Genomic DNA, 26429 nt, shown 5'->3' with positions numbered 1-26429 from the left:
TCCCCTTCGCGGGCAGCGGAACCCAGATCGGACACGGCTTCCAGAACTTCGTGAAGCTCACCTGACCGACAATGCGAAGGGGTGGTGCCGCGTGCGGCACCACCCCTTCGGCATGCTCGAGATCACTTCAGGCGCAGCGCCTTCATGATCTGGTAGATCCTCGTGTTCTGGTTGGCCAGCTGCTCGTGCGTCACGCCGGGCTTGGGGTCGAAGCTGATCCCGTGCTGGCTCGCCACGATCTGCACGTCGCACATGGTGAGCAGGCCCTGCTCACCGTGGCGCCGGCCGTAGCCGGAGGCCTTGCGGCCGCCCATGGGCGCGTCGTAGGAGATGTGGGTGGAAACGTAGCCCTCGTTGATGTTCACCGCGCCCGACTTGATCTGTGCCGCCAGCCGGTGGGCGCGGCCGAGGTCCTTGGTCCAGATGCTCGCGTTCAGGCCGTACTCGGTCGCGTTCGCCAGGCGCAGCGCCTCGGCCTCGTCGGTGAACGGGTACACCGACACCACCGGGCCGAAGGTCTCCTCCGTGGCGATCTCGCACGCGGCGTTCACGCCGGTCAGCACCGTGGGCTCGTAGAAGTACGGGCCCAGGTCCGGGCGGGCCTTGCCGCCGATCTCGACCTTGGCGCCGTGGGCCACCGCGTCGTCGACGTGCCTGGCGACCTTGTCCAGCTGCCGCTGGTGCGACAGCGAGCCGAGGTCGTACTCGAAGTCGAAGCCCTGGCCCAGCTTCAGGCCCCTGGTGTGCTCGACCAGCTTCTCCAGGAAGGACTCGTAGCGCGACGCGTGCACGTAGATCCGCTCGGAGCACAGGCACATCTGCCCACCGCTCACGAAGCTCGCGCGGGCCGCCGCCGGGACCACCTTGTCGAGGTCGGCGTCCTCGAACACCAGCATCGGGTTCTTGCCGCCGAGCTGCATCGTCGCACCGATCATGCGGCGGGCCGCCTGCTCCGCGATCTTCTTGCCCGCCTCGTTGCCGCCGGTGAAGCACACGTGGTCGGCACCGTCGATCATCGCCTGGCCGATGTCGGCGGGTTCACCGACGACGATCTGCCACAGCCCGGCGGGCAGCCCGGCCTTGATCAGCAGCTCCCGCGCGAGCAGCGGGGCCAGCGCCGTCTGCGTGTCCGGCTTGAACACCACGCCGTTGCCCGCGATGAGCGCCGGGATGACGTCGCAGATGCCGTCGGAGATCGGGTAGTTGAACGGTGCGATCACCGCGACGACACCCTTGGGGTGCCGCAGTTCCGTCACGCGGGTCGCGAACGGGATACCGCCCTTGCGGCGCCGCGGCTCCAGGAAGGCCTGCGCGTTGCGCGCGTAGTACAGCGCCATGCCGGCGACGTCGATGGTCTCCTCGAACGCGGTGAACCGGGCCTTGCCGGTCTGCGCCTGGATGAGGTCCATCAGCTTCTTGTTGTGCAGCACCAGCTTGTAGTAGCGCAGGAAAACCTTGGCCCGCTCGGCCGGCGAGGTGGCCGCCCACCTCGCCTGCGCGCCACGTGCCTTGGCGAACGCGGCGTCGACGTCGGCTGCCGTGGAGGTGGCCACGTCGACCAGCGGTTCGCCGGTCCAGGGCGCGTACGCGGTCACGGTCGGGCCCGTACCCGTGAGCTGGCCGGCGAGCTGCCTGGTCAGCCCCTCTGGCAGCAAGGGCTTCCGGCTGATGGAGATAGTCACTTGTCCTGTCCTTCCGGGTGCGGGGTCAGATCGCTCGGCTGCCCGCCGCGTCCGTCGGCGGGTCTATCCAGTGACGGGTGCGCTGGAAGCTGTATCTGGGCACGGAGACCTTCCTCGGGCTCCGCCCCTCGTGGTAGGCGCGCCAGTCGACGTCCGCGCCGGCCAGCCACAACCGCGCGAGGATCTCGGCGGCGCTCTCGGTGCCCGGCAGGGTCACGACCACGTCGGACGACTCGCCCGGCCGTACACCCCAATGCTCCAGCAACCTGCCCAGCGCGCGCCCATGGTCCAGGCACTCGTCGAACGCGTTTCGGTAGAACGGTTCGGTGCGGTACAGCACCTCGTCCGCCACCGGCTGTTCACCCGTGAACTCGAACGCGACCGGAAGACCGAGGTGGGCGTCGGTGCGCCGGAGCACGCCAGCGGCGAGGTCCTCGGCCGACGACGCCACCACCGCCCTGCGGTGCGGGAACACCCGCCGCCCGGTCTGCAACGTGAACGCCACGTCCGCGAGGTCCACGTCGGGCGCGGCCAGCAGTTCGGCCAGCCGCGCGCCGATCTCGTCCGCCGCGGCGTCGGTCCGGGCCGACCACACCAGGACCTGCTGCTCACGCGGCGGCAGCCGGTCCGCACGGGACAGCCGCGGCGCCTCCTCCACCACCACGTGCGCGTTCGCGCCACCGAGGCCGAAGGCACTCACCCCGGCCCGGCGTGGCCGCTCACCCCGGCGCCACGGGCGCGGTTCGGTGACGACCTCCATGCGGGTGCGTGCGAGCGCGGCGTTGGGCGTGGTGTGGTTGATGGTCGCCGGGATCTCCTCGTGTGTGAGCGCCAGCGCGACCTTCATCAGGCCGGCGACCCCGGCGGCCCGGTCGAGGTGACCGAGGTTCGGCTTCACCGAACCGAGCGCGAGGCGGTGGTCGCCGAACACCTGCCGCAGTGCGGACACCTCGATGGTGTCGCCGAGCGCGGTGCCGGTGCCGTGCGCCTCGAGGTAGTCCAGGTCGTCGGGTTCGAGCCCGGCGGCGGCCAGTGCCTCGGCCACCACCCCGGACTGGCCGCGCACCCCTGGCGCGACCCATGCGGCCTTGGCGGCGCCGTCGTGGTTGACCGCCCAGCCGCGGATCACGCCGTACACGCGGTCCCCGTCGGCGACCGCGTCGGCGAGCCTGCGCAGCACCACGATCCCGAGGCCGTTGCCGGTGCCGTGCGGGGTGCCCTCGCCTGCCTCGTCGAACGCGCGGCACCGGCCGTCCGGGGACGACGTGCCGCCCGGTTCGTACCGGTAGCCGACGCGGTGCGGCACCTCGATCGCGACCCCGCCCGCGAGCGCGACGTCGCACTCGCCGGTCAGCAGGCTGTTGCAGGCGACGGACACCGCGACGAGCGACGTGGCGCAGTAGGCCTGCACGCCGACACTCGGCCCGGTCAGCCCCAGCGTGTGCGACACCCGGCTGGTGAGCGAGTCCTTGTCGTTGCACAACCCGATCGCGAGCTTCCCGGCACCGGCGACCAGTTCCTTGTGCTGGATCAGGTTGTAGATCATGTACGTGCTCATCTGGCTGCCGGCGAACACGCCGACGAGACCGGGTGCCCGGTCCGGGTCGATCCCGGCGTCCTCCAGCGCGTGCCACGCGTTCTCGAGGAACAGCCGCTGCTGCGGGTCCATCAGCGCGGCCTCGTGCGCCGGGTAGCCGAAGAACCCCGCGTCGAACAGCTCGATGTCGTCGAGCACCGCGGCCGCCGGGACGTAGGCGGGGTCGGCGATCAGCTCCGGGTCCTCACCGGCGGCGAGCAGCTCCTCGCGGGTGAACCAGGTGACGCACTCGGTGCCGTCACGGAGGTTGCGCCACAGCTCGTCGACGTCGCGGCTGCCGGGGAACTGCCCGGCCATGCCGACGATCGCGATGTCGGTGCCGGAGTCGGCGGCGACCCGTTCGCTCGTCATGCGGCGCCCTTCCTGGCCTGCGCGATGGCGCGGCGCCGCGCTCCCCTCGCCGCCTGCGCGTCCACGGTGGCCGGACGCGGTGCGACGTCGGCGGTGAGCGAGTCGAGCAGCTCGGCGAACTGGGCGGCGGTGGGCCGTTCGAACAGGGTGGCCGCGGACAGCTCCACGTCGAACTCCTTGGCCAGCCTGCTGACCACCGCGACCCCGATCATCGACGTGCCACCCAGCTCGAAGAACGGGTCGTTGACGCCGATGGCCTCGATGCCCAGGTGTTCCTGCCACACCTCGGTGACCATGCGTTCGGTCGGGGTGCCCGCCGGCAGGAACGGCGTGCGCAGGTCGGGGCGGGCGAACCGCTCGGTGGTGACCGTCTCCTCCCGCGCGAACGGTGTCGGCGTGTGGTTGGGCCAGAACCTGGTGCGCTGGAACGGATAGGTCGGCAGGTCGACGAACTGCCCGGCACCGGGCCACGCCACCGGCACGCCCAGCTCCCACAGCCGCCCCAGCACGGCGAGCCACTCCGGCCTGCTGCCGGTGCGCAGCGCGACGTGCCCGGCGCCGGGATCGACCGCGAGGACCACGTCGACGCGCCCGGCCAGCTCCCCGGCACTGCCGGACGCGGCGATCGGCAGGAGCCTGCCCAGCGCGGCGACCGGTTCACCGGCGTCGAAGGCGGGCTCGACGGCGGCGAGGGCCTCGGCCCAGTCGTCGCCGTCCGGCACGAAACCCAGGGCCTGCTTGCTCACCGGTGCCTGCGTACCGGTGAACCCGGCACGCAGCTGCGCGACGGCGTCCGCGATGTCCCTGCACACCAGGGCCTTCCGCACCCGCAGCGCGGACCGTCCCGTTTGGACGGTGTGCGCGACGTCGGCCAGCGTGCCGCCCGGGGTGGACTCCAGGTGGTCGGCGAGTTTCGCGGCCAGCGCGACCAGCCCGGCCTCGCTCGCGGCGGACAGCGGGAGCAGTTGCCATTCCCGCTCCGGCGCGGACTCCCGCGCCACGGCGGGGGGCTGCTCGACGATCACGTGCGCGTTGGTGCCCGACCAGCCGAACGCGCTGACCCCGGCCCTGCGCGGGGCGCCGGGCAGCGGCTGGCTGCTCTGGACGGGCCGCACCGGCCCGTCGAGCGTGACGACCGGGTTCGGCTTCGTCAGGTGCAGGTTGCCCGGCACCTCGCCGTGCTTGACCGCCTGTATCGCCTTGATCAGGCTCGCGAGCCCGGAGGACGCGACCAGGTGCCCTATGTTGGCCTTCACCGCGCCGACCAGCAGCGGGTGGTCGGCGGAGCGGTCACCGAAGACCTCCAGCAGCGCGCCGAACTCGATGGCGTCCCCGAGCGCGCTGCCGGTGCCCTGCGCCTCCAGGAAGTCGATGTCGTCCGGTTTGAGGCCCGCGTTGGCGAGCGCGGACCGCAGCACCGCGATCTGCGCCACCTTGTTCGGCGCGGTCAGGCCGTTGCTGCGGCCGTCGGAGTTCACCGCGGAGCCGCGGATCAGCGCGTGCACCCGGCGCTCGCCCGCGTCCGACGCGCGGGTGAGGATGACCGCGCCACCGCCCTCGCCGAGGGTGTAGCCGTTGCCGTCCTCGTCGAACACCTTCGCTTTGCCGTCCGGGGCGAGCATGCCCATCTTCGAGAACTGGACGAAGTAGACCGGGTGGATGATCGCCGAGCTCGAGCACACGATGGCGTGGTCGATCTCGCCCCGGCGCAGGCTCTGTACCGCGAGGTCCAGCGCCACCAGCGACGACGAGCACGCCGTGTCGACGGTCATGACCGGGCCGCGCAGGTCGAACTGGTAGGCCAGCCGCCCGGCGGCGGCGCTGGCCGACCCGCCCATGGTGAGGTACGGGTCGTCGATGCTGGCCGCGCCCTCGGCCTCGGCCTCCAGCTGCAGGTACTGCCGGGAGTCGACCAGGCCGAGGAACACCCCGGTCCTGGTGCCCCGCAACGACTCCGCGGGGATCCCCGCGTCCTCGAGCGCCTCCCAGACCAGCTCGAACAGCAGCCGGTGCTGCGGGTCGATGCGCAGCGCCTCCTGCGGGGAGATGCCGAAGAACGCCGCGTCCCAGCCCGCGATGTCGGGCAGGAACCCGCCACGCTGCGTGTACGCCTTGCCCGGCGCGGTCGGGTCCGGGTCGAGGTAGTCCGCCGCGCGCCACCGGTCGGGCGGCACCTCGGCCATCGCGTCGACGCCGTCCTGGAGCGCCTGCCAGTACCTGGCCGGGGTGTCGCCCCCGCCGGGGAGCCGGCAGCTCATCCCGACCACGGCGAGTGGCTCGGCGGCCGCGGCCTCCACCGCGGCCAGCCGCTCCTTCGCCTCGACCAGGTCGCCGGTGACCCGCTTGAGGTACTCGACCAGCTTCTGTTCCCTGGTCTGGTCGGCGCTCACTGTCCCGCCTCCCCGGAATTCGATGTGCTGGTTCCGTTCGCGACCGAGGGTGCGGCCCGGTCACGTGCTCGTGGCTGGTTCGCGTCACGTTCCCCTGAGGTGCGGTTGCGTAGCACTCGGCCTGCTTTCAAAGCCGGAGTCGGCGCGGGGAGGCTCATGTCAGCTCGCCTTCCCAAGCTCCGTGTCGATCAGGTCGAACAGGTCGTCGGCCGAGGAGGCGGTGGACAGGCGGGCCTTGAGCCCGTCGGTGCGCTGCGGCTGCAGCGCCTGCCAGGCGGCGACCAGCTCGTGCAGCGCCGCGTCGACCCTGGACCGGACGTCCTCGTCGTCGACCGCGACCCCGGCCAGTGCCTGCGCCAGCCGGCCGAGGTCGGCGAGGACCGGCACCGGCGCGGCCACGTCGTCGGTGACCAGCTCTTCGCGGAGTTGCTCGGCGAGCGCGACCGGTGTCGGGTAGTCGAACACCAGCGTGGGTGCGAGCTTCAGACCGGTGATCCCGTTGACGCGGTTGCGCAGCTCGACCGCGGTGAGCGAGTCGAACCCGATCTCCTTGAACGGGCGCTCCGGTTCGACGGTGTCCGGGTCCGCGACGCCGAGCACGGCGGCCACCTGCGCGCGGACCAGGTCGAGCAGCGTCCGCTCACGTTCCGCGACGGGCAGCACCGCGAGACGCTCGACGAGCGTGTTGTCCTTCACGATGCCCGCGGCCGCGGCCCGGCGGCCGTTGCCACCCGCGAGTGCCCGGAACAGCGGCGGCACCACACCGCCCCTGCGCAGCGCACCGGCGGCGAACGCGACACCCAGCAGGATCGCGTGGTCACCGGCGACCGCGTTGTCGAACATCGTCATGCCCTGGCCCAGCTCGATCGGCTCCATGCCGCTGCGGGCCATCCTGGCGAGGTCGGCCTCGTCGAGGTGACCGGTCATGCCCGACCGCTCCGCCCAGACGCCCCACGCCACCGAGGTTGCCGGCAGGCCCTGGTCCCTGCGGTGCTGTGCGAGCGCGTCCAGGAACGAGTTCGCTGCCGCGTAGTTGGACTGGCCCGGCCCGCCGAGGATCCCGGCGGCCGAGGAGAACAGCACGAACGCGGACAGGTCCATGTCCTTGGTCAGCTCGTGCAGGTTCCAGGCCGCGTCCACCTTGGGCCGCATGACCGTCGCGAGCGTGTCGGCGTCCTGGGAGGCCAGCACGCCGTCGGACAGCACGCCCGCGGTGTGGACCACGGAGGTGAGCGGGTGCTCGAGCGAGCCGAGCAGCGCGGCGAGTGCTTCCCGGTCGGCCGCGTCGCACGCCTCGACGCGGACGTCCGCGCCAAGGCCGGTCAGCTCGGCCACCAGCTCGGCGGCGCCGTTCGCGGCGAGACCGCGGCGGCTGGTGAGGACCAGGTGCCTGATGCCGTGCTCGGTGACCAGGTGCCTGGCCACCGCGGCGCCGAGGGTGCCGGTGCCACCGGTGATCAGCGCGGTGCCGTCCTGGTCGGCCGCACGCGGCACGGTGATGACGACCTTGCCGATCTGCTTGGCCTGGCTGAAGAACTGGAACGACTCCTGCGAGCGCCGCACGTCCCACGCGGTGAACGGCAGCGGCGAGATCTCACCGCGGGCCGCCAGCTCCGCGACCGCCGACCAGCCCGGTGCGATGACCGCGATCGGCGCGCCGAACAGCTCGAACGGCTGGTAGTGCACGCCGGGGTAGGTCTTCGCGATGTCCTCGGGGTCGCGCAGGTCCGCGATGCCCATCTCCAGGAACCGCCCGCCCGCCCGCAGCAGCCGGAACGAGGACTCGATGAACTCGCCGGTCAGCGAGTTCAGGACGATGTCGACGCCCTCGCCGTTCGTGGCGGCGCGGAAGCGCTCCTCGAACTCGGTGGTGCGGGAGTCGCCGATGTGGTCGTCGTCGAGGCCCAGCGCGCGCAGGACGTCCCACTTGCCCTTGCTGGCCGTGCCGAACACCTCGACACCGCGTGCCTGCGCGAGCTGGATCGCGGCCAGGCCGACACCACCGGCCGCCGAGTGGATCAGCAGCCGCTCGCCCGCCTTCATGTCGGCGAGGTTGAGCAGGCCGTGGTAGGCGGTGGTGAACACCAGCGGGATCGACGCGCCCTCCGCGAAGGTCCAGCCCTCGGGCAGCGGCGCCAGCATCTCCTGGTCGGTGATGGTGACCGGGCCGATCGAGCCGGGGAACATGCCCATCACGCGGTCACCGGGCCGCAGGCCCGTCACCGCCGACCCGACCTCGGTGACGATGCCCGCGCCCTCCTGGCCGAGCCCGTTGTGCATGGGCGCGAGGCCGAGCACGTTGAACACGTCGCGGAAGTTGAGCGCACACGTGCGGACCGAGACCCGCACCTTGGTCGGCTCCAGCTCACCGTCGAACCGGTCGTCCGGCACCAGCTCCAGGTCGGCGATGGTGCGGCCGGTGGTGTGCAGGCGCCACACGTCCGTGTCCGGTGCCTCGAGGCCGGGCGTGCGCCGGGCCAGGCGCGGCACCAGCACGGTGCCCGCCCGCACGGCCGCCTGGTCCTCGCCGGTGGCGAGTGCGGCGGCCACCTCGTCGGCGCGCACGTCCTTGTCGCCGACGTCGACGAGCGCGAACCGCTCCGGGTTCTCCGTCTGCGCACTGCGCAGCAGACCCCACAGGGCCGACGAGGGCAGGTCGCGGACCTTCTCGCCGCCGTTCACCGCGACCGCGCGCTGGGTCAGCACGACCAGCCTGGCCTCGGCGAACCGCTCGTCGGCGAGCCACTCCTGCAGCACCCCGAGCACGCGGAGGGTCTCGGCGTGCACGGTGGCGGGGAGATCGGTCGTCTCCCCGGCGGCCGCGGGCAGCAGGACCACCTCGGGCACGTCGGTGATCGACGCGAGGTCGTCGTACCGGGTGAGCCCGTCGAGCGACCGCGCGAGGTCGCCGTCGCCGAGCACGGCCCAGCCCTCGGTCGAGCCGGGCTCCTCGCCGCTCTCCTCCGGGGCCACCCAGTCCACTGTGAACAGCGGGTCGTCGTTGTTGCCCTTGCGCAGCGCGGCGAGCTGTTCCGCGGAGATCGGCCGCAGCAGCAGCGACTCGACCTTCGCCACCGGCGCGCCGTTCTGGTCGAGCAGGTCGAGCCGGACGGTGTCCTCAGCGGTCGAGGACACCCGCACCCGCAGTGTGCGCGCACCGGTCGTGTACAGCGAGACGCCGGTCCAGTGGAACGGCACGTGCCCGGCGCCGTCGAGCAGCGCACCGGCGCCGATGGCGTGCAGTGCCGAGTCGAGCAGCGCGGGGTGCAGCCCGAAGGACGCGGCCTCGTCGCGCTGCTTGCCCGACAGCGTCACCTCGCCGAGCACCTCGTCGCCGTTGCGCCAGGCGGCACGCAGGCCCTGGAACGCCGGGCCGTAGTCGTAGCCCGCGTCGGCGAGGTTCGGGTACAGCTCGGTCACGTCGATCTCGACGGAGCCGGGCGGTGGCCAGGAGGCGAACGTCGGCACCAGCGCGGGCGTCTGGTTCGACAGCGTGCCCGCGGCGTGCCGGGTCCACGGCTCGGCGATCGTGCCGTCCCCGCCGTCGGGTCGCGAGTGGACGGTCACCGACCGCACCCCGTCCTCGTCCGGTGCCGACACGTTGACCTGCAGCTGCGTGGCCTGGCCCTCGGCCAGCACGAGCGGGTTCTCGATGATCAGCTCGTCGAGCTGCGCCGCGCCGGCGACGGTACCCGCCTTGACCGCCAGCTCGACGAACAGCGTGCCCGGCGCGAGGGTGGTGCCCTGCACGGTGTGGTCGGCGAGCCACGTGTGGGTCGACGGGCTCATCCGGCCGGTCAGCACGAAGCTGTCGCTGTCCGCTGGGGACACGACGGCACCGAGGACCGGGTGCTGCGCGGCGTCGAGGCCTGCCGAGCGGATGTTTCCGCCGGTGCCGGTGCGGGTGACCCAGTAGTGCTTGTGCTCGAACGCGTACGTCGGCAGGTCGACCAGCGTCGCGTCGGTGCCCGCGTAGGCGGCGGTCCGGTCGACGGCCGCGCCTCGGGCCCACAGCGTGGCGGCCGCGGTCAGCACGGTCCCCGGCTCCGGCCGGTCCCTGCGCAGCGCGGGCACGAGCGTCACCGCGTCCTCGTCGAGGCACTCCTGCGCCATGCCGGTCAGCACCCCGGACGGGCCGATCTCCACGAACGTGGTGACGCCCGCCTGCGCCAGCGTCCGCACGCCGTCGCAGAACCGCACCGCGGCGCGGACGTGCTCGACCCAGTAGTCCGGGGAGGCGAGCTGCTCCGCCGTGGCGATCCCGCCGGTCACGTTCGACACCACCGGGATGGCCGGCTCGTGGTAGGCGACCCCGGCGGTGACCGTGCGGAACTCGGGCAGCATCGGGTTCATCAGCGTCGAGTGGAAGGCGTGGCTGACGGTCAGCCGCTTGACGCGCCTGCCCAGCTCCTCGAAGTGCGCGGCCACCGCGAGCGTCGCGGTCTCGGCACCCGAGATCACCACCGACGACGGGCCGTTGATCGCCGCGATCTGTACCTGGTCGGACAGGTGCGGCGTGATCTCCTCCTCGGTGGCCGCGACCGCGACCATCGCCCCGCCCGATGGCAGCGACTGCATCAGCGCGCCGCGCGCGGCGACGACCACGCACGCCTCGGTCAGGGTCAGCACCCCGGAGACGTGCGCCGCGGCCAGCTCGCCGATCGAGTGCCCGCAGACGAAGTCCGGGGTGATGCCCCACGACTCCAGCAGCCGGAACAGCGCGACCTCCACCGCGAACAGCGCGGGCTGGGTGTAGCGGGTCTCGTCGAGCCCGGCGCCGTCGGCGATCACGTCCCGGATGGGCCGCTCCAGCAACGGGTCCAGGTGCTCGGCCACCTCGTCGAAGGCCGCCGCGAACGCCGGGAAACGCTCGTACAGCTCGGTTCCCATGCCGGCGCGCTGCGCGCCCTGGCCGGTGAACAGGAAGGCCACCTTGCCGTTGCCCGGCGTGCCGGTGATGCCACCGGTGCCCGCGTCGAGCGCGTCCAGCCCGGCGAGCAGCTCCTCGCGGGTGGTGCCGACGACGGCGGCGCGGTGGTCGTAGGTGCCCCTGGTGCGGACCAGCGAGATGCCGACGTCGGCCGGCCGCAGCCGTTCGTCGCTCGCCACGTGGGACCGCAGCCGCGCGGCCTGGCGGCGCAACGACTCCGCGGTCTTCGCGGACAGCGTCCACGCGACCGGGCCCTCGTAGGGCGCGGCGGTCTCGTCGGCCTCGTCGTGCGGCGCCTCCTCGATGATCAGGTGCGCGTTGGTGCCGCTGATGCCGAAGGAGGAAACGGCCGCGCGGCGCGGTGTCTCGCGGGACGGCCACGGCTGCGGGTCGGTCAGCAGCCGGACGGTGCCCGCCGACCAGTCGACCTCGGGGGTGGGCTCGTCGACGTGCAGGGTCGCGGGCAGCTCCTCGTGCTGCAACGCGAGCACCATCTTGATCAGGCCCGCGACACCGGCGCCCGCCTGCGCGTGGCTGATGTTGGACTTGACCGAGCCCAGCCACAGTGGCCGGTCCGGCGAGTGCGACGAGCCGTAGCTCGCCATCATGGCCTGCGCCTCGATCGGGTCGCCGATGGACGTCGCGGTGCCGTGCGCCTCGACCGCGTCCACGTCACCGGGCCGGAGGCCGGCATCGGCGAGCGCGTCGGCGATGACCCGCTGCTGCGCGGGCCCGTTCGGGGCGGTGAGACCGTTGGACGCGCCGTCCTGGTTGACCGCGGAGCCGCGGATGACGGCGAGGATGCGGCGGCCGTTGCGCTGCGCGTCGGAGAGCCGTTCCAGCAGGACGACCCCGACGCCCTCACCCCAGCCGGTGCCCTCCGCGCCCTTCGCGAACGAGCGGCAGACACCGTCCGGGGACAGGCCGCCCTGCTGGGAGAACTCGACGAAGCTGTAGGGCTGGCCGAGCACGGTGACCCCGCCGGCGAGCGCGAGCGAGCACTCCCGGTCCCGCAGTGCCTGCGTGGCGAGGTGCACCGCGGACAGCGACGACGAGCACGCGGAGTCCAGCACGATCGAACTGCCCTCGAGGCCGAGCGTGTAGGACACGCGGCCGGACAGGATGCTGCCGGTGGTGCCGGTGACGAGGAACCCCGACAGCTGCTCGGGCATGTCGAAGTAGTCGCCGATGTAGTCGTGGTACATGCAGCCCGCGTACACCGAGGTCTTGGACCCGCGCAGTGCGGCGGGGTCGATGCGCGCGTTCTCGATGGCCTCCCACGAGGTCTCCAGCAACAGCCGCTGCTGCGGGTCCATCGCGAGCGCCTCACGGGGGCTGATGCCGAAGAACTCGGGGTCGAAATCACCCGCGTGCTGCAGGAACCCGCCGCGGTTGACGTAGGTCTTGCCCTTCTGCCCCGGGGTGGGGTCGTACACGCGCTCGATGTCCCAGCCGCGGTCGGTCGGGAACTCGCTCACCCCGGTGCGCTTTTCCGACAGCAGGTCCCACAGCTCGGTCGGCGAGCTGACGCCGCCGGGTAACCGGCAGGCCATGCCGACGATCGCGATCGGTTCACGTGCGTCGCTGACCAGCCGGTGGTTCTCCTTCCGGAGACGGTCGTTCTCCCTGAGCGACTCACGCAGAGCTTCGACGAGTTGTTCAGCGGAAGTAGTCATGTTCATCTCCAGTAGAACCGGCGGACCGCGTCAGGCTATCGAAAATCGGGCAAATGGTTAAGCGCCGAAAATGCTTTTCGAGCACTTTCGAGAAATCCCCCGGTAATTGTCCGCTGGTTCTTTTCCGGAGAAACTCGCGATCGATTTTTCTCACCCCGCCAGGGTGTGGGGCACGGCGGGCAGTCTCGTGTCGAGGTAGGTCACCATGGAGGCCAGGTCCGGGTGGTCGAACACCAGCGTCGGCGGCAGCGACAGCTCGGTCGCCGCCGACAGCCGGTTGCGCAGCTCGACCGAGGCGAGCGAGTCGAAGCCCATCTCGTCGAAGCGGCGGGCGGCGTCCACGTCGTCGACGGTGCTGTGCCCGAGCGACGCCGCGACCTCCGCCTTCACCAGCTCCAGCAGCGTCGCCTCGCGGGCGTCGTCGTCGACCCCGGCCAGCGTCTCCGCCCACGACTTCGCCGACGTGACCCGCTCCCCCGCGTCGCGGCGGGTGGTGCGGACCATCGAGCGGAACAGCGGCGGGCACGCGGACCCGAGCGCGGCCAGGGCGGTCGTGTCGAGCTTGAGCGGCACCACACTGTCCCGTTCGGACAGCAGCGCCGCGTCGAGGCGCGCCATGCCTTCCTGCTCGGACAGGGTGAGGAAGCCGGAGCGGGCCATCCGCGAGCGTTCGACGTCGCCGAGCTTGCCTGCCATGCCCGCAGACAGGGCCCACGGGCCCCATGCCAGGGAGACCGCGGGGAGCCCGGCGGCGCGGCGGTGCGCGGCGATGGCGTCGAGGAACGCGTTGGCGGCCGCGTAGTTCGCCTGCCCCGGGTTGCCGAGCACCCCGGCGAGCGAGGAGAACAGCACGAACGCCTTGAGGTCCATGTCCTTCGTCAGCTCGTGCAGGTTCCACACCGCGTCCACCTTGGGCCGCAGCACGGCGTCCATCCGCTCAGGGGTGAGCGAGGCGAGCACGCCGTCGTCGGTGACACCGGCGGTGTGGATCACCGCGGTGAGCGGGTGGTCGCCCGGCACGTCCGCGAGGACCGCGGCGAGCGCGGCGCGGTCGGCGGCGTCGCAGGCCGCGACGGTGACCTGCGCACCCAGCCCGGCCAGTTCCGCCCGCAGTTCCTCGGCGCCCGGGGCGTCGCCGCCGCGGCGGCTGGTGAGCAGCAGGTGCCGCACACCGTGTTCGGTGACCAGGTGCCTGGCGGTCAGCGCGCCGAGCGCACCCGTGCCACCGGTGATCAGGACGGTGCCGTCCGGGGCGAACACCGCGGCCTTCTCGCCCGGCCGCAGCCGCGCCATCCGTCCCAGGTGGCCGGTCCCGTCGCGCACCACGATCTGCTGTTCCTGGCTCGCGAGGAAACCGGGCAGCAGGTGCCGGTCCGCGTCGGCGATGTCGACCAGCGTGATCCGGCCGGGGTTCTCCGACTGCGCGGAGCGGACCATGCCGACCACGGCCGCGGCCGGCAGGTCGGTCACCGCCTCACCGGTCAGGCCCAGTGCGCCGTCGGTGACCACGACGAGCCGGGACGCGGCGAACCGCTCCGCCGCCGACCACGTCTGCAGGTCGGCCAGCGCGGCGTGGGTGGCGGCCCTGGTCGCCGCCGCGACGTCGTCGTCCCTGGTGCCACGGACGTTCAGCACCACCACGTCCGGCACGCTGTCCACTTCGGACATGCGGCCGAGTTCGGTCTCCGCGACGGTCAGCTGGGGTGGTTTCGCGGCGGGCAGCGGGGACCACTCCACGCCGAGCAGCGCGTCAACGCCGCGGTGGTAGGCGGCGTCGGCCTGCTCGTGGGTCATCGCGCGGCCCGCCATGGCACGGACGTGCGCCACCGGCCTGCCGTGCTGGTCGGCGAGCAGGATCTCCACCGCCGACTCGTCGGTGGGCAGCATCCGCACCCGCAGCGCGGTAGCGCCGGTCGCGTACAGGTGCACCCCCGACCACGCGAACCCGACGGCGACGCTGTTGTCGAGGTACTCGGACGCGCCGAGGATCAGCACGTGCATGGCCGCGTCGAGCAGCGCGGGGTGGAGGTTGAACTCCTTGGTCTCCTCCACGTACTGCTCCGGCAGCCACACCTCGGAGTACAGCTCCTCGCCGACCGTCCAGGAGTGCTTCAGCCCGCGGAAGTGCGGCCCGAACGTGTAGCCCTCCTTGAGGAACCGGTCGTAGAGGTCGCCGAGCTCGATCTCCCGCGCACCGGCAGGCGGCCACTGCGCCATCTCGGCGCGCTCGGGTGCCACGGTCGGTTTCGCCATGCTCGCGGTGTTGGCGAGCACCCCGCTCGCGTTGCGGGTCCAGCCCCACTCGGCTGGTGCGTCGTCGAACCGGGAGTACACGGTGAAGCGCCGGTTGCCGAGCTGGTCCGGCCTGCCGACGACGAACCGGACGGCGCAGCCGCCCTCGTCGGGCACCACGAGCGGGGTCTCGAGCACCATCTCCTCGAGGAAGTCGCAGTCGACCTGGTTGCCAGCCTCGATCGCCATCTCGACGTAGCCGGTGCCCGGCACGATCACCCGGCCCAGCAGCGTGTGGCCGATCAGCCACGGGTGGGTGCGCAGCGACAGCCTGCCGGTGAGCACGACGTCCTCGGACTCCGGCAGCGTCACCACGGCGCTGAGCATGTTGTGCCGCACCGGGACCAGCCCGATCCCGGACGGGTCGCCGCCGACGCCGGGCTTCAGCCAGAACCGCTGGTGGGCGAAGGCGTACGTGGGCAGGTCGACGCGCCGCCCGCCGCCGAACAGCGCCGCCCAGTCGGGGCTGACGCCGGCGACGTGCAGTGCGGCCACGGCCGCCACGACGGTCTCGACCTCGCCGTGGTCCCTGCGCAGCGCGGGTACCAGCGTGGCCGGTGTCTCGAGGGTGTGGCCCGCCATGCCGGTGAGCACCGCGTCCGGGCCGACCTCCAGGTAGCGCGTGACACCGAGCCCGGCGAGGGTGCGCACCGCGTCGGCGAACCGGACCGCGCCGCGCGCCTGCCGCACCCAGTAGTCCGCGTCGATCGCGGTGATCTGCTCACCGGTCACCGTGGACACCAGCGGGATGGTGGGCTCTGAGTAGGTGACCCCGGCCGCGACCTCGCGGAAGTCGGCCAGCATCGGGTCCATGAGTGCCGAGTGGAACGCGTGGCTCACAGCCAGCCGCTTGGTCCGGTGCCCCCGGCCGGCGAGCGTCGCGGCGACGCCCTCGACGGCCTCGGCCGGCCCGGAGATCACCACGGCCGCCGGACCGTTCACGCCCGCGATGCCGACCTCGTCGGTCAGCAGCTCCGCGACCTCGGCCTCGGTGGCGCCGACCGCGACCATCGCGCCACCGGAGGGCAGCGCCTGCATCAGCCTGCCCCGCGCGGCGACCAGCGCGCACGCGTCGGCGAGTGACAGCACACCGGCGACGTGCGCGGCGGCCAGCTCACCGATCGAGTGCCCCGCCACGTGGTCCGGCCGCAGCCCCCACGACTCGAACAGGCGGAACAGCGCCACCTCGACGGCGAACAGCGCGGGCTGGGTGAACCCGGTCTGTTCGAGGACCGCTGGCTCGTGCCCCCAGACCACGTCCTTCAGCGGCCGGGGCAGGTGCGGGTCCAGCTCGGCGGCGACCGCGTCGAACGCGGTGGCGAACACGTCGAACGCGGAGTGCAGCTGCCTGCCCATGCCGATGCGCTGCGCGCCCTGCCCGGTGAACAGCCAGGCCGTCCTGCCGCCCTGCCGGGTCGAGCCGGTGTCGAGCGGCCCGGCCAGCGCGGCGAGCAGCGTCTCCCGGTCGGTGCCGACGACGGCGGCGCGGTGCTCCAGCGCGGCCCTGGTCGTGGCGAGCGAGAAGCCGATGTCGGTGACCGACAGCTCCGGGTGCTCCGCAACGAAGGACCGCAGGCGGTCCGCCTGGTCGCGCAGGCCATCCTCGGACCGCGCGGACAGCACCCACGGGACGGCGGGCAGCGCGGACACGGTCGCCGTGTCCTCGTGCTCCGGCGCCTGCTCGACGATCACGTGCACGTTGGTGCCGGTCACCCCGAACGAGGACACCCCGGCCCGGCGCGGCGCCCCGGTGTCCGGCCACTCCTGTTCGTCGGTGAGCAGCCGCACGCCACCGGAGGACCAGTCCACCTCTGGCGTCGGTTCGTCGACGTGCAGCGTCTTCGGCAGCTTCCCGTGCCGGATGGCCTGCACCATCTTGATCACACCGCCGACACCGGCCGCCGCGATCGCGTGCCCCATGTTCGACTTGATCGACCCCAGCCACAGCGGCCGTTCCCGGTCCTGGCCGTAGGTGGCGAGCAGGGCCTGCGCCTCGATCGGGTCGCCGAGCGTGGTGCCGGTGCCGTGCGCCTCCACCGCGTCGACGTCCTTGGCCGACAGCCGGGCGTCGGCGAGCGCGGCACGGATGACCCGCTCCTGCGATGGCCCGTTCGGTGCGGAAAGACCGTTGGACGCGCCGTCGGAGTTCACGGCGCTGCCGCGGACGACCGCGTGCACGGTGTGCCCGTTGCGGATCGCGTCGGACAGCTTCTCGACGACGAGGATGCCGACGCCCTCGCACCAGCCGGTGCCGTCGGCGGCGGCGGCGAAGGACTTGCAGCGCCCGTCGGCGGACAGCCCGCCCTGCCTGCCGAAGTCGAAGAACGCCGACGGTGTCGACATGACCGTCACGCCACCGGCGAGCGCGAGCGAGCACTCGCCGTTGCGGAGTGCGTGCGCGGCCTGGTGCAGCGCGACCAGCGAGGAGGAGCACGCGGTGTCGACGGTGACCGTCGGGCCGACGAGCCCGAGCACGTAGGAGATCCGGCCCGACCCGGCCGCCGGTGCCGCGCCGGTGTTGTAGTAGCCGCCAAGGTCCTCGTCGCTCGACATCATCAGCGTGCCGTAGTCGTCGCCGTTGATGCCGGCGAACACCCCGGTCTGGCTGCCACGCAACGAAAGGGGGTCGATGCCCGCGTGTTCGAGCGCCTCCCACGAGGTCTCCAGCAGCAGCCGCTGCTGCGGGCTCATCGCGAGCGCCTCCCTCGGGCTGACGCCGAAGAACGCGGCGTCGAACCCGGCGACGTCGTCGAGGAAACCGCCGCGGCCAGACCCCGTCGAGTCGAGTCCGAACCGTTCGGCCAGGGCGTTCCAGCCGCGGTCGGCCGGGTACGGGCCGGTGGCGTCGGCACCGTCGGCGACCAGGCGCCACAGCTCCTCCGGGCCGTGCGCGGCCGGATAGCGACAGCCCATGCCGACGATGGCGATCGGTTCCGGCTCCCTGGCCTGCAGCTCACGCAGCTGCTCCTTGGTGCGCGCCAGGTCGGCGGTGACCCGCTTGAGGTACTCGAGGAGCTTGTCGTCGGTCATCTGTGCCTCACTTGTCACGTGCTTGGTGGTTCGCTCCGCAAGCTCCGCTCACGCCACACCGAGGTCGTCGATGAAGGCGAACACGTCGTCGGCCGACGCGGCCTTCAGCTTGTCCTCGACCGAGGTGACGGTCCCGGTGTTCGCCTTGTCGTTCAACGCACCCACGAGCGCCTGCAACCGGGCGACGATCCTGGTGCGTTCGATGTCGTGTGCGGGAAGGACTGCGACCACCTGTTCCAGTGCGTCCAGACTGGACAGGACGGGGTCGCCGGTGGTCTCGCCGAGACCGAGCCTCGTGTGCAGGAACGCGGCGAGGTCGGCCGGGTTCGGGTGGTCGAAGACCATGGTGGCCGGCAGGGTGAGCCCGGTGGCGGCGACGAGCTGGTTGCGCAGCTCGACCGCGGCGAGCGAGTCGAAACCCAGTTCGCGGAACGCGGCGTGCGGGGCGACCGCGTCGGCCGAGTCGTGGCGCAGCACCGCGGCGGCGCGGGCCCTGACCAGCTCGACCAGCTCCTGCTCCTGGTCCGCCGGGGACAGCTTCTCCAGGTGTGCCACCAGGTCCGAGGCCCCGGCCGCTGGTTCGGCCGCGGCGTCGGCGGCCAGCACGGCGACGGCGGCGGGCACGCCACGCAGCAGCGGGCGGGGGCGGGCAAGGGTGTAGGTGGGCACGAAGCGGGCCCAGTCGATGGCGGACACGACCAGGTTGGCGTGCCCCTCCCCGATCGCCTGCGCCAGCGCCGCCAGCGCGAGCCTCGGCTCCATGGCTTCCAGGCCGTAGCGGCTGAGGTCGCCTTCCGCGGCCATCGTCTCGCCCGCCCAGGCGCCCCAGGCCACCGAGGTCGCCTGCTTGCCCCGCGCCTTGCGCCGTTGTGCCAGCGCGTCGACGTAGGCGTTCGCGGCGCCGTACGCGGCCTGCTGTCCGCTCCCCCAGATCGCCGCACCGGAGGAGAACAGGACGAACGCGTCCAGGTCGCCGGTGAGTTCGTCGAGGTTGCGGGCGCCGTCGATCTTGGCGCGGCCGGTGGCGGTGAAGTCCTCGACCGTGGTGTCGCCGATCGGCACGGGGACGGGCAGTGCGCTGGCCGCGTGGAACACGGCGGTCACGGGGTGCTCGTCGAGGAGCGCGGCGAGCGCGGCGCGGTCGGCGACGTCGCAGGCGGCGATCGTGACGGCCGCGCCGAGTGCGTCGAGTTCGTCGCGCAGCTCGGCCGCGCCGGGGGCGTCGGCGCCGCGGCGGCTGGTGAGCACGAGGTGTTCCGCCCCGTTCTCCGCGAGCCAGCGGGCCAGGTGCGCGCCGATGCCGCCGGTGCCGCCGGTGACGAGGACCGTGCCACGTGGCTGCCACGGGGTGACCTGCCCGGCGGGTGCGGGGACCATGCGGCGGGCGTACACCCCGTCGTCACGCACGGCGAGCTGGTCCTCGGCCGGTGTGGACAGTGCGGCGACGAGCCGGTCCACGGCGGCCGCGCCGGGCAGGTCGACGAGGCCGCCCCACCGGTCGGGCAGGTCGAGCGCGAGCACGGTGCCAAGGCCCCAGACGGCGGCCTGCTCGGGGTCGGGTGACTCGGTCGTCGCGTCGACCGTCACGCACCACAGGGGTGCGGTGACGCCACGGGCCCCGAGTTCCTGGACGAGGGTGACCGTGTCCGTCGGCGAGAGCGCGGAGACGATGCCGGTGAGGTCGTCGGTGATGTCGGCGGGGAGGGCACCGACCTCGCCGCGGACGACCTCGACGTGGTCGGCCAGCGCGGCGGCGAGCGTGTCGGCGGTCGCGTCACCGGCGCCGACCACCAGCCAGCGGCCGTCGAGCGTGCCCTGCGCGTCGATGCGTTCCCACTCGATGCGGTACCGCCAGGAGTCCACAGTGGACCTGTCGGTCGCGTCCCGCCGCCACGCCGACAGGCCGGGTAACACCGCGGCGATGGCGTCGGCGTCGACGGACAGCCGCTCGGCGAGCGCGTTCGCGTCGCCGCCGTCGACGAGCCGCCAGAACGCGTCCGCTGCCGGGTCGGCGGTGCGCCGGTCGGCGGGCTCGACCCAGTAGCGCTGCCGGTCGAAGGCGTAGGTCGGCAGGTCCACGGCCGACGCGCCGAGCGGGGCGTAGAACGCCGTCCAGTCTACCGTCCTGCCCTCGCAGTGCAGCGCGGCGAGTGCCTCGACGGCGGCCCGGTCCCCGGGGTGCCCTCGGCGCTGGGTGGCCAGGAAGGTGCCGGTGGCGCTGCCCGCGGCCATGGCGGACAGCACGGCGTCCGGGCCCAGCTCGACGAACGTGCCGACGCCATCGGCCGCGAGCGCGGTGACCGCGTCGGCGAACCGGACGGTCTGCGCCACGTTGCGGATCCAGTACTCGGGCGTGGTCATGTCGGCCACGTCGCCGGTCACCGTCGACACGACCGGGACCACCGGGTCCGCGTAGGACAGCCCGGCGGCGACGCGGGCGAAGTCGGCCAGCATCGGCGTCATCAGCGGCGAGTGGAACGCGTGGCTCACCGCGAGCCTGCTGGTCTTGCGGCCCTGGCTCCCGAACGTCTCCGCGAGCGCCAGCACGTCGCGTTCCGGCCCGGAGAGCACGACCGAGTCCGGCCCGTTGACCGCGGCGATGCCGACCTCGCCGGTCGGTGTCACCTCGTCTGGCCGCGCCTGGACGGCGACCATCGCACCGCCCGAGGGAAGCGCCTGCATCAGCCGCGCGCGGGTGGTGACGAGCAGGGCCGCGTCCGCGAGCGACAGGACACCGGCGACGTGTGCGGCCGCCAGCTCACCGACCGAGTGACCGGTGAGGTAGTCGGGCCGGACGCCCCACGACCGGAACAGGCGGTACAGGGCGACCTCGACGGCGAACAAGCCGGGCTGGGTGTAGGTGGTCTGGTTGAGCAGGTCCTCGTCCTCGCCCCACAGGACGTCGCGCAGCGGGCGGTCGAGGTGCTCGTCGAGTGCGGCGAGCACCTCGTCGAACGCAGCCGCGAACACGGGGAACGCCGTCGCGAGGTCCCGGCCCATGCCGAGCTTCTGCGCGCCCTGCCCGGAGAACAGGAACGCGAGCTTGCCTGCCGCGGGCGCCGCGGGCACGACGTCGGCGAGCGCGGCGGCCCCGGTGACGAAGGCGCGGTGCTCGAAGTGCGTGCGGGTGGTGGCGAGCGAGAAGCCGACGTCCACGGCGGACAGCCCGGGGTGCGCGGCGAGGTGGTCCCGCAGTGCGGCGGCCTGGGCGCGCAGCGCGCCCGGGGTCCTGGCGGAGAGCACCCACGGCACCGCAGGCGCCGCGCCCTTCTCGGCGGGCTCCTCCTGCGGCACGGACTCGATGATCACGTGGCTGTTGGTGCCGGACAGCCCGAACGACGACACGGCGGCGCGGCGCGGCCGGCCGGTGTCCGGCCACGGCTGCTCGTCGGTCAGCAGCCGGACCGTGCCCGCCGACCAGTCGACCTGCGGGGTCGGCTCGTCCACGTGCAGGGTGCGCGGCAGCAGCTCGTGCCGCAGCGCCTGCACCACCTTGATGATCCCGGCGACACCGGCCGCTGCCTGCGCGTGCCCGAAGTTCGACTTGACCGAGCCGAGCCACAGCGGTGTCGCGCGGTCCCGGCCGTAGGTGGACAGCAGCGCCTGCGCCTCGATCGGGTCGCCGAGGCGGGTGCCGGTGCCGTGCGCCTCGACGGCGTCGATGTCGGTCGTGGACAGTCCGGCGTCGGCGAGCGCGGCGCGGATGACCCGCTCCTGCGACGGCCCGTTCGGTGCGGTGAGGCCGTTGGAGGCGCCGTCCTGGTTGACCGAGGAGCCGCGGACCACGGCCAGCACCCGGTGCCCGTTGCGGCGCGCGTCGGACAGCCGCTCCAGCACCAGCACACCGACGCCCTCCGCCCACGCCGTGCCGTCGGCGCCCGCGGCGAACGACCGGCAGCGGCCACCCTCGGCGAGCCCGCCCTGCCGGGCGAACTCGTTGAAGGAGCCGGGGGTCGACATCACGCTCACGCCGCCCGCGAGTGCCAGCGTGCAGTCGCCTCGGCGCAGGGCCTGCGCGGCGAGGTGCACCGCGACCAGCGACGACGAGCAGGCGGTGTCGACGGTCAGCGACGGCCCGGTCAGCCCGAGCGCGTAGGAGATCCGCCCGGACGCGACGGCCGGGGTGGTGCCGGTGCTGATGTAGCCGCCGAGGTCCTCGTCGGACATCAGGACCGGGATCCCGTAGTCCTCACCCATCAACCCGGCGAACACGCCGGTCGTGGCGCGGCGCGCGCTGTCGGCGTCGACACGGGCGTGCTCGAGCGCGGCCCACGACGTCTCGAGCAGCACCCGCTGCTGCGGGCTCATCGCGGTGGCCTCGCGCGGGCTGATGCCGAAGAACCCGGCGTCGAACTCCGTTGCCCGGTCGAGGAACCCACCCGATCCGGAAAGGACGGAGGTCATGCCGAACGCTTTCGCGAGCACCCCCCAGCCGCGGTCCGCGGGCAGGGGCGAGATGCCGTCACGGCCCTCGGCCACCGCGGCCCACAGGGAGTCCGCATCCTCGATGCCGCCCGGGTACCGGCACGCCATGCCGATGATCGCGATCGGTTCCCGTGCCGCCTCGGCAAGTTCCTGGTTCTCCCGCCGGAGGTTGTCGTTCGCCTTCAGCGAGGAACGCAGCGCCTCGACCAATTCGTCAGACGTGGCCATACCCGTCCCCAAGCGCGTCGAATGAGTGCTGCCCGCATACCTCTCGCGTCGAGACTACGGACGAGGGGTATGCGGGCAGCCAGTTGCCGGTAATTACCGCGTCAATCGAGTACGGGCTCCTTTTCGCGCCGTACCGGGGTTTCCGCGCGCGGCGCGGGCGGCTCCGGTGGCGCCGACTCACTGAGCCCGATCTTGTCGTGCAGTGCTCGCAACGGTTTCGGCGACCACCAGGCGGCCCTGCCGAGCAATCGCATGCCGGCAGGCACGAGCACACCCCGGATCAACGTCGCGTCGATCATGATCGCGAGCCCCGCGCCGATGCCGAACATCTGCAGGAAGCTCACCCCGCCGGTGCCGAACGCGAAGAAGTTCACCGCGATCAGCACGGCGGCCGTCGACACGATGCGACCGGTGTGCGAGAGCCCGTCGACCACCGAGGCGCGCCGGTCGAGCCCGAGGTCGTGCCCTTCCTTGATGCGGCTGAGCACGAACACCTCGTAGTCCATGGACAACCCGAACGCGATGCAGAAGAACAGCATCAGCATGCTCGTGTCCAGTGGCATCGGTGTGAACCCGAGGAAGTCCGAAAGCCAGCCCTCCTGGAAGATCAGCACGAGCACGCCGATCGTCGCGGACAGGCCGAGCACGTTGAACACCAGCGCCCTGATGGGTTGCAGCACGCTGCCGGTGAAGAGGAACAGCAGGATGAACGTGGACAGTGCGATCAGCCCGGCGGCGAGCGGGAGCCTGCTGCCGATCGCGTTCTTGCTGTCGACGAGCACCGCGGCCGAACCACCGACCTGCGGGTCGGCGTCGGTCGGGCCCGCGGTGTCGCGGATGGTGTGCACCAGCTCCTGCGCGTTCGCCGACCGCGCGTCGTCCTCGGTGATCACCGCGAGCCGCTGCACGTCGGTCCTGCCCATGTCGGCGGCCGTCGGCGGGACACCCTGGTTGGCGCCGTCGGCGAAGACGCCGGCACTGGACTCGACCCTGGCGACGTCGGGCAGGTTCGACAGCGTCGTCGCGTAGTCGGTGACCTGTTCCGGTGACACCGCACCGGGCACCACGACCTGGATCGCCCTGCTGTTGTCGTCGGGGAAGTGCTCGCGGAGCGTGTCGCCGACCGTCCTGGTCTGTGTCGAGGTCGGCAGCACCCGGTCGTCCGGGGTGCCGAACTCGGACTTCAGCACCGGCAGCGCACCGAGGACCAGAACCGCGATGACGGGCAGCGCGCACAGGATCGGCCGCGCGGTGACCGCGGACGCCACCCGGCGCCAGAACGGCGAGACGGCGCTCGGGGTCTTCTTGAACCACGGCAGCTTGCCCGAGTTGACCCGGTAGCCCAGCACCTTCAGCAGCGCGGGCAGTATCACGACCGAGGTGAGCATCGCGATGAGCACGACGCCGATGCCGGAGTAGGCGAACGAACGCAGGAAGAACAGCGGGAAGATGGTCAGCACGGCCAGCGCGACCGCGACCGTGAGCGCGCTGAACACGATCGTGCGCCCGGCGGTCTGCACGGTGCGCACCACCGAGTCCTCGATGGACCGTCCGGAGGTCAGCTCCTCGCGGAACCGGCTGACCATCAGCAGCGCGTAGTCGACGGCGAGGCCCAGGCTCAGCGCGGTGGTCAGGTTGATCGAGTAGATCGAGACGTCGGTGGCGGACGCGATCCCGGCCAGTACGGCGAACGTGCCGAACACCGTGGCCGCGCCGATCAGCAGCGGAAGGCTCGCCGCGACGAGGCTGCCGAACGCGAACACCAGCAGCACCAGGATGATCGGCACCGCGATGCCCTCCGCGAGCGCCAGGTCCTTGCCGACCTGGGTGCGGCTGTCGACCGACATCATCTTCGGGCCACCGAAGTGCACGTCGTAGGCGTCGGTCGAGGCGTCCGCGTACCGTTCCGCGAACTCCTCGGTCGCGGTGATGTCGTCGCCGTCGAGCTTGATGGCGATCATGCCGTGCTTGCCGTCCTCCGACTTCAGGCTGGGCGCGCCGGTCCCCCAGTAGGACACCGCCTCGGTGACGGCGGGATCGTCGCCGATCCGCTCCGCCAGGTCGGCGGCCGGGCCGCGCACGAGCTCGTCATCGACCGTGCCTGCCTTGGTGGACACCATCACGACGACGTCGACCTGCCCACCGAACTCGTCGTCGATGGCCTCCTGGACCTTCGACGACTCGGCCGCGGGATCAGCGAACCCGTCCGGCTTCAGCTTGCTGAAGACGGTGAAACCCACCGCACCGGCCGCGATCAGTGCGAGCAGGGCCACGACAAGGATCCCGCGGGCGCGGGTGGCGGCGAAGCGCCCAATGGCAGTGAACATGACAGCTGCGCCCCTGACGAAGTTCGGGAGTGGGTGACTCAACGCTCCCAGCCGGGATATCGCAGAGTCAACGTGCAGTCACTCTTTCGTGAGTCAGTGCGCGGACAGAACATGAGTTCTTCACATGGGACCCGTTAATGGTTCATGATCGCATTCTGAACAATTCCCGGACACGACCGTGCCCGGCATTCCGTCGAATGCCGGGCACGGGGTTCAGGGGTGTTTCAGCCCTCCGGCTGCACAGCCAGCTCCTTGACCGCCGGCTCGTCGCGCCCCCGGCGCCTGTGCCTGCTGTGGTCGACGGTGTACTCGTCGACGCGGAAGAGCATCACCACCGCCATGGCGGGCACCATCAGCACGTGCCCGACGACCATGACCCCGGTCGTGCCGACCATCCCGCCGAAGTAGAACGGGTACATGAGCACGAACGGCAGGTACATGGCCAGGCTCATCTCGGCGATGGGCAACCACCGGTGGCCGCGGAACCGCATCCACAGCACCATGCCGATCGTCATGTTGGTGGCCATGACGAGCGTCCGCGCCACCAGGTTCTCGATCATGAAGTCCCAGCCGAGCGCCTCCCACAGCAGGCGCGCGGGCATGGCGAGCACCCCCATGCCGATGAACATGGCGGCGGTCATCTCCAGCAGGTGCTGGATGAAATGCCGGGCCGGACTGGTCCACCAGCTTTTCGCGCCCGTCATGACGCACCTCCGGTTCTCCTGTGCCGACACGAGTAGTGTCGCATTTCTCCGCCACTAATGGGTAACCGATGCGACCCGGCCAGTCAAGCCGGTAACCACCCGGTAACCGCACACCCGAAATACACAAGAGGCCCCATGACGTGATATAGGGAGAATGTCACACTCACGCCATGTACCCGGGAGAGGTGTGGGGCGCCACGGCAGAGGAACGTGCCGCGAAGCTGCCCTGTGACGAGATTTTTCCGGACGGGCTGGCGGCTGACAGAGCCGTGTCCGTCGACGCACCGCCGTCGCTGATGTGGGCCTGGCTGTGCCAGATCAGGCTCGCGCCCTACAGTTACGACTATCTGGACAACTTCGGCAAGAAGAGCCCGCCGGTCCGCACACCGGAACTGGTGGACCTGGAGGTGGGCCAGCAGTTCATGCGCCTGTTCACCCTGGCCTCCTTCGAACGCGACAACCACGTGACCATCCGCAACGCCCGCGTCGCGACGACGTACGCGGTCCGCCCGGAAGGCAACGGCACCCGCCTGATCGCCAGGGCGGTGTTCAACGGGCCCGGCTTCATCGGCAGGCCGCTCGGCCTGATCGACATGATCATGATGCGCAAGCAGCTGCTGAACCTGAAGGCCCACGCGGAGAAGGAACACGCGCAGGTCAGCACTGCCTAGCAGAGACTCCGGCAGCCCTTACATCAGGCCGGCAGGCGCTTCGCGCCTGCCGGCCTTTCCCGTTGCTGCTTGGATCCCGGCTCAATGCCCTGAAAGGCGCGTTTAGGGCGCGGAGCGCCCTAAACG

The 26429-nt window shown here is 72.0% G+C and carries 6 protein-coding genes and 3 pseudogenes; 1 reads left to right on the top strand and 8 read right to left on the bottom strand.

Features of this window, described 5'->3' with window-relative positions; all coding sequences use genetic code 11:
* Positions 1-122: 122 nt before the first annotated feature.
* The 8 genes and pseudogenes from ACFPCV_RS18485 to ACFPCV_RS18450 all read right to left on the bottom strand — a co-directional run bounded on the left by ACFPCV_RS18485 (position 123) and on the right by ACFPCV_RS18450 (position 25632).
* Complete coding sequence (locus ACFPCV_RS18485; protein ID WP_378057449.1) at positions 123-1682, bottom strand: succinic semialdehyde dehydrogenase; 1560 nt, start codon at positions 1680-1682, stop codon at positions 123-125.
* Between the two features lie 25 nt (positions 1683-1707).
* Positions 1708-3630 carry a beta-ketoacyl synthase N-terminal-like domain-containing protein gene (locus ACFPCV_RS18480; RefSeq protein ID WP_378057448.1) on the bottom strand — a complete coding sequence of 641 codons (1923 nt, stop codon included), beginning with the start codon at positions 3628-3630 and terminating at the stop codon, positions 1708-1710.
* Complete coding sequence (locus ACFPCV_RS18475) at positions 3627-6020, bottom strand: beta-ketoacyl synthase N-terminal-like domain-containing protein (RefSeq protein WP_378057447.1); 2394 nt, start codon at positions 6018-6020, stop codon at positions 3627-3629. The genes ACFPCV_RS18480 and ACFPCV_RS18475 overlap by 4 nt, the downstream gene beginning before the upstream one ends.
* A 159-nt stretch (positions 6021-6179) precedes the next feature.
* A pseudogene (locus ACFPCV_RS18470) lies at positions 6180-12599 on the bottom strand (type I polyketide synthase); the annotation flags it as partial.
* Between the two features lie 177 nt (positions 12600-12776).
* Positions 12777-17945 (bottom strand): annotated as a pseudogene (locus ACFPCV_RS18465) (SDR family NAD(P)-dependent oxidoreductase); the annotation flags it as partial.
* A gap of 51 nt (positions 17946-17996) precedes the next feature.
* Positions 17997-22601, bottom strand: a pseudogene (locus ACFPCV_RS18460) (type I polyketide synthase); the annotation flags it as partial.
* A 101-nt stretch (positions 22602-22702) separates the two neighbouring features.
* Positions 22703-24928: an MMPL family transporter gene (locus ACFPCV_RS18455; RefSeq protein WP_378057443.1), complete on the bottom strand. Its 2226-nt coding sequence runs from the start codon at positions 24926-24928 to the stop codon at positions 22703-22705.
* Positions 24929-25152: 224 nt separating this feature from the next.
* Positions 25153-25632 carry a hypothetical protein gene (locus tag ACFPCV_RS18450; RefSeq protein ID WP_378057442.1) on the bottom strand — a complete coding sequence of 160 codons (480 nt, stop codon included), beginning with the start codon at positions 25630-25632 and terminating at the stop codon, positions 25153-25155.
* 170 nt (positions 25633-25802) lie between these two features.
* On the opposite strand from ACFPCV_RS18450, the gene ACFPCV_RS18445 reads away from it, so the two are divergent.
* Positions 25803-26303 (top strand): SRPBCC family protein, encoded by a 501-nt coding sequence (locus ACFPCV_RS18445; protein ID WP_378057441.1) that lies wholly within the window; start codon positions 25803-25805, stop codon positions 26301-26303.
* Positions 26304-26429: the final 126 nt, after the last annotated feature.

Source organism: Actinophytocola glycyrrhizae, from assembly GCF_042653545.1.
GTDB classification, from domain to species: Bacteria; Actinomycetota; Actinomycetes; order Mycobacteriales; family Pseudonocardiaceae; genus Actinophytocola; species Actinophytocola glycyrrhizae.
This window is presented reverse-complemented; position numbering and strand designations above follow the sequence as displayed.

Coding starts and splice junctions, on each gene's coding strand:
- ACFPCV_RS18480 (WP_378057448.1), bottom strand. CDS start 3,630: ATGACGAGCGAACGGGTCGCCGCCGACTCCGGCACCGACATCGCGATC.
- ACFPCV_RS18455 (WP_378057443.1), bottom strand. CDS start 24,928: ATGTTCACTGCCATTGGGCGCTTCGCCGCCACCCGCGCCCGCGGGATC.
- ACFPCV_RS18450 (WP_378057442.1), bottom strand. CDS start 25,632: ATGACGGGCGCGAAAAGCTGGTGGACCAGTCCGGCCCGGCATTTCATC.
- ACFPCV_RS18445 (WP_378057441.1), top strand. CDS start 25,803: ATGTACCCGGGAGAGGTGTGGGGCGCCACGGCAGAGGAACGTGCCGCG.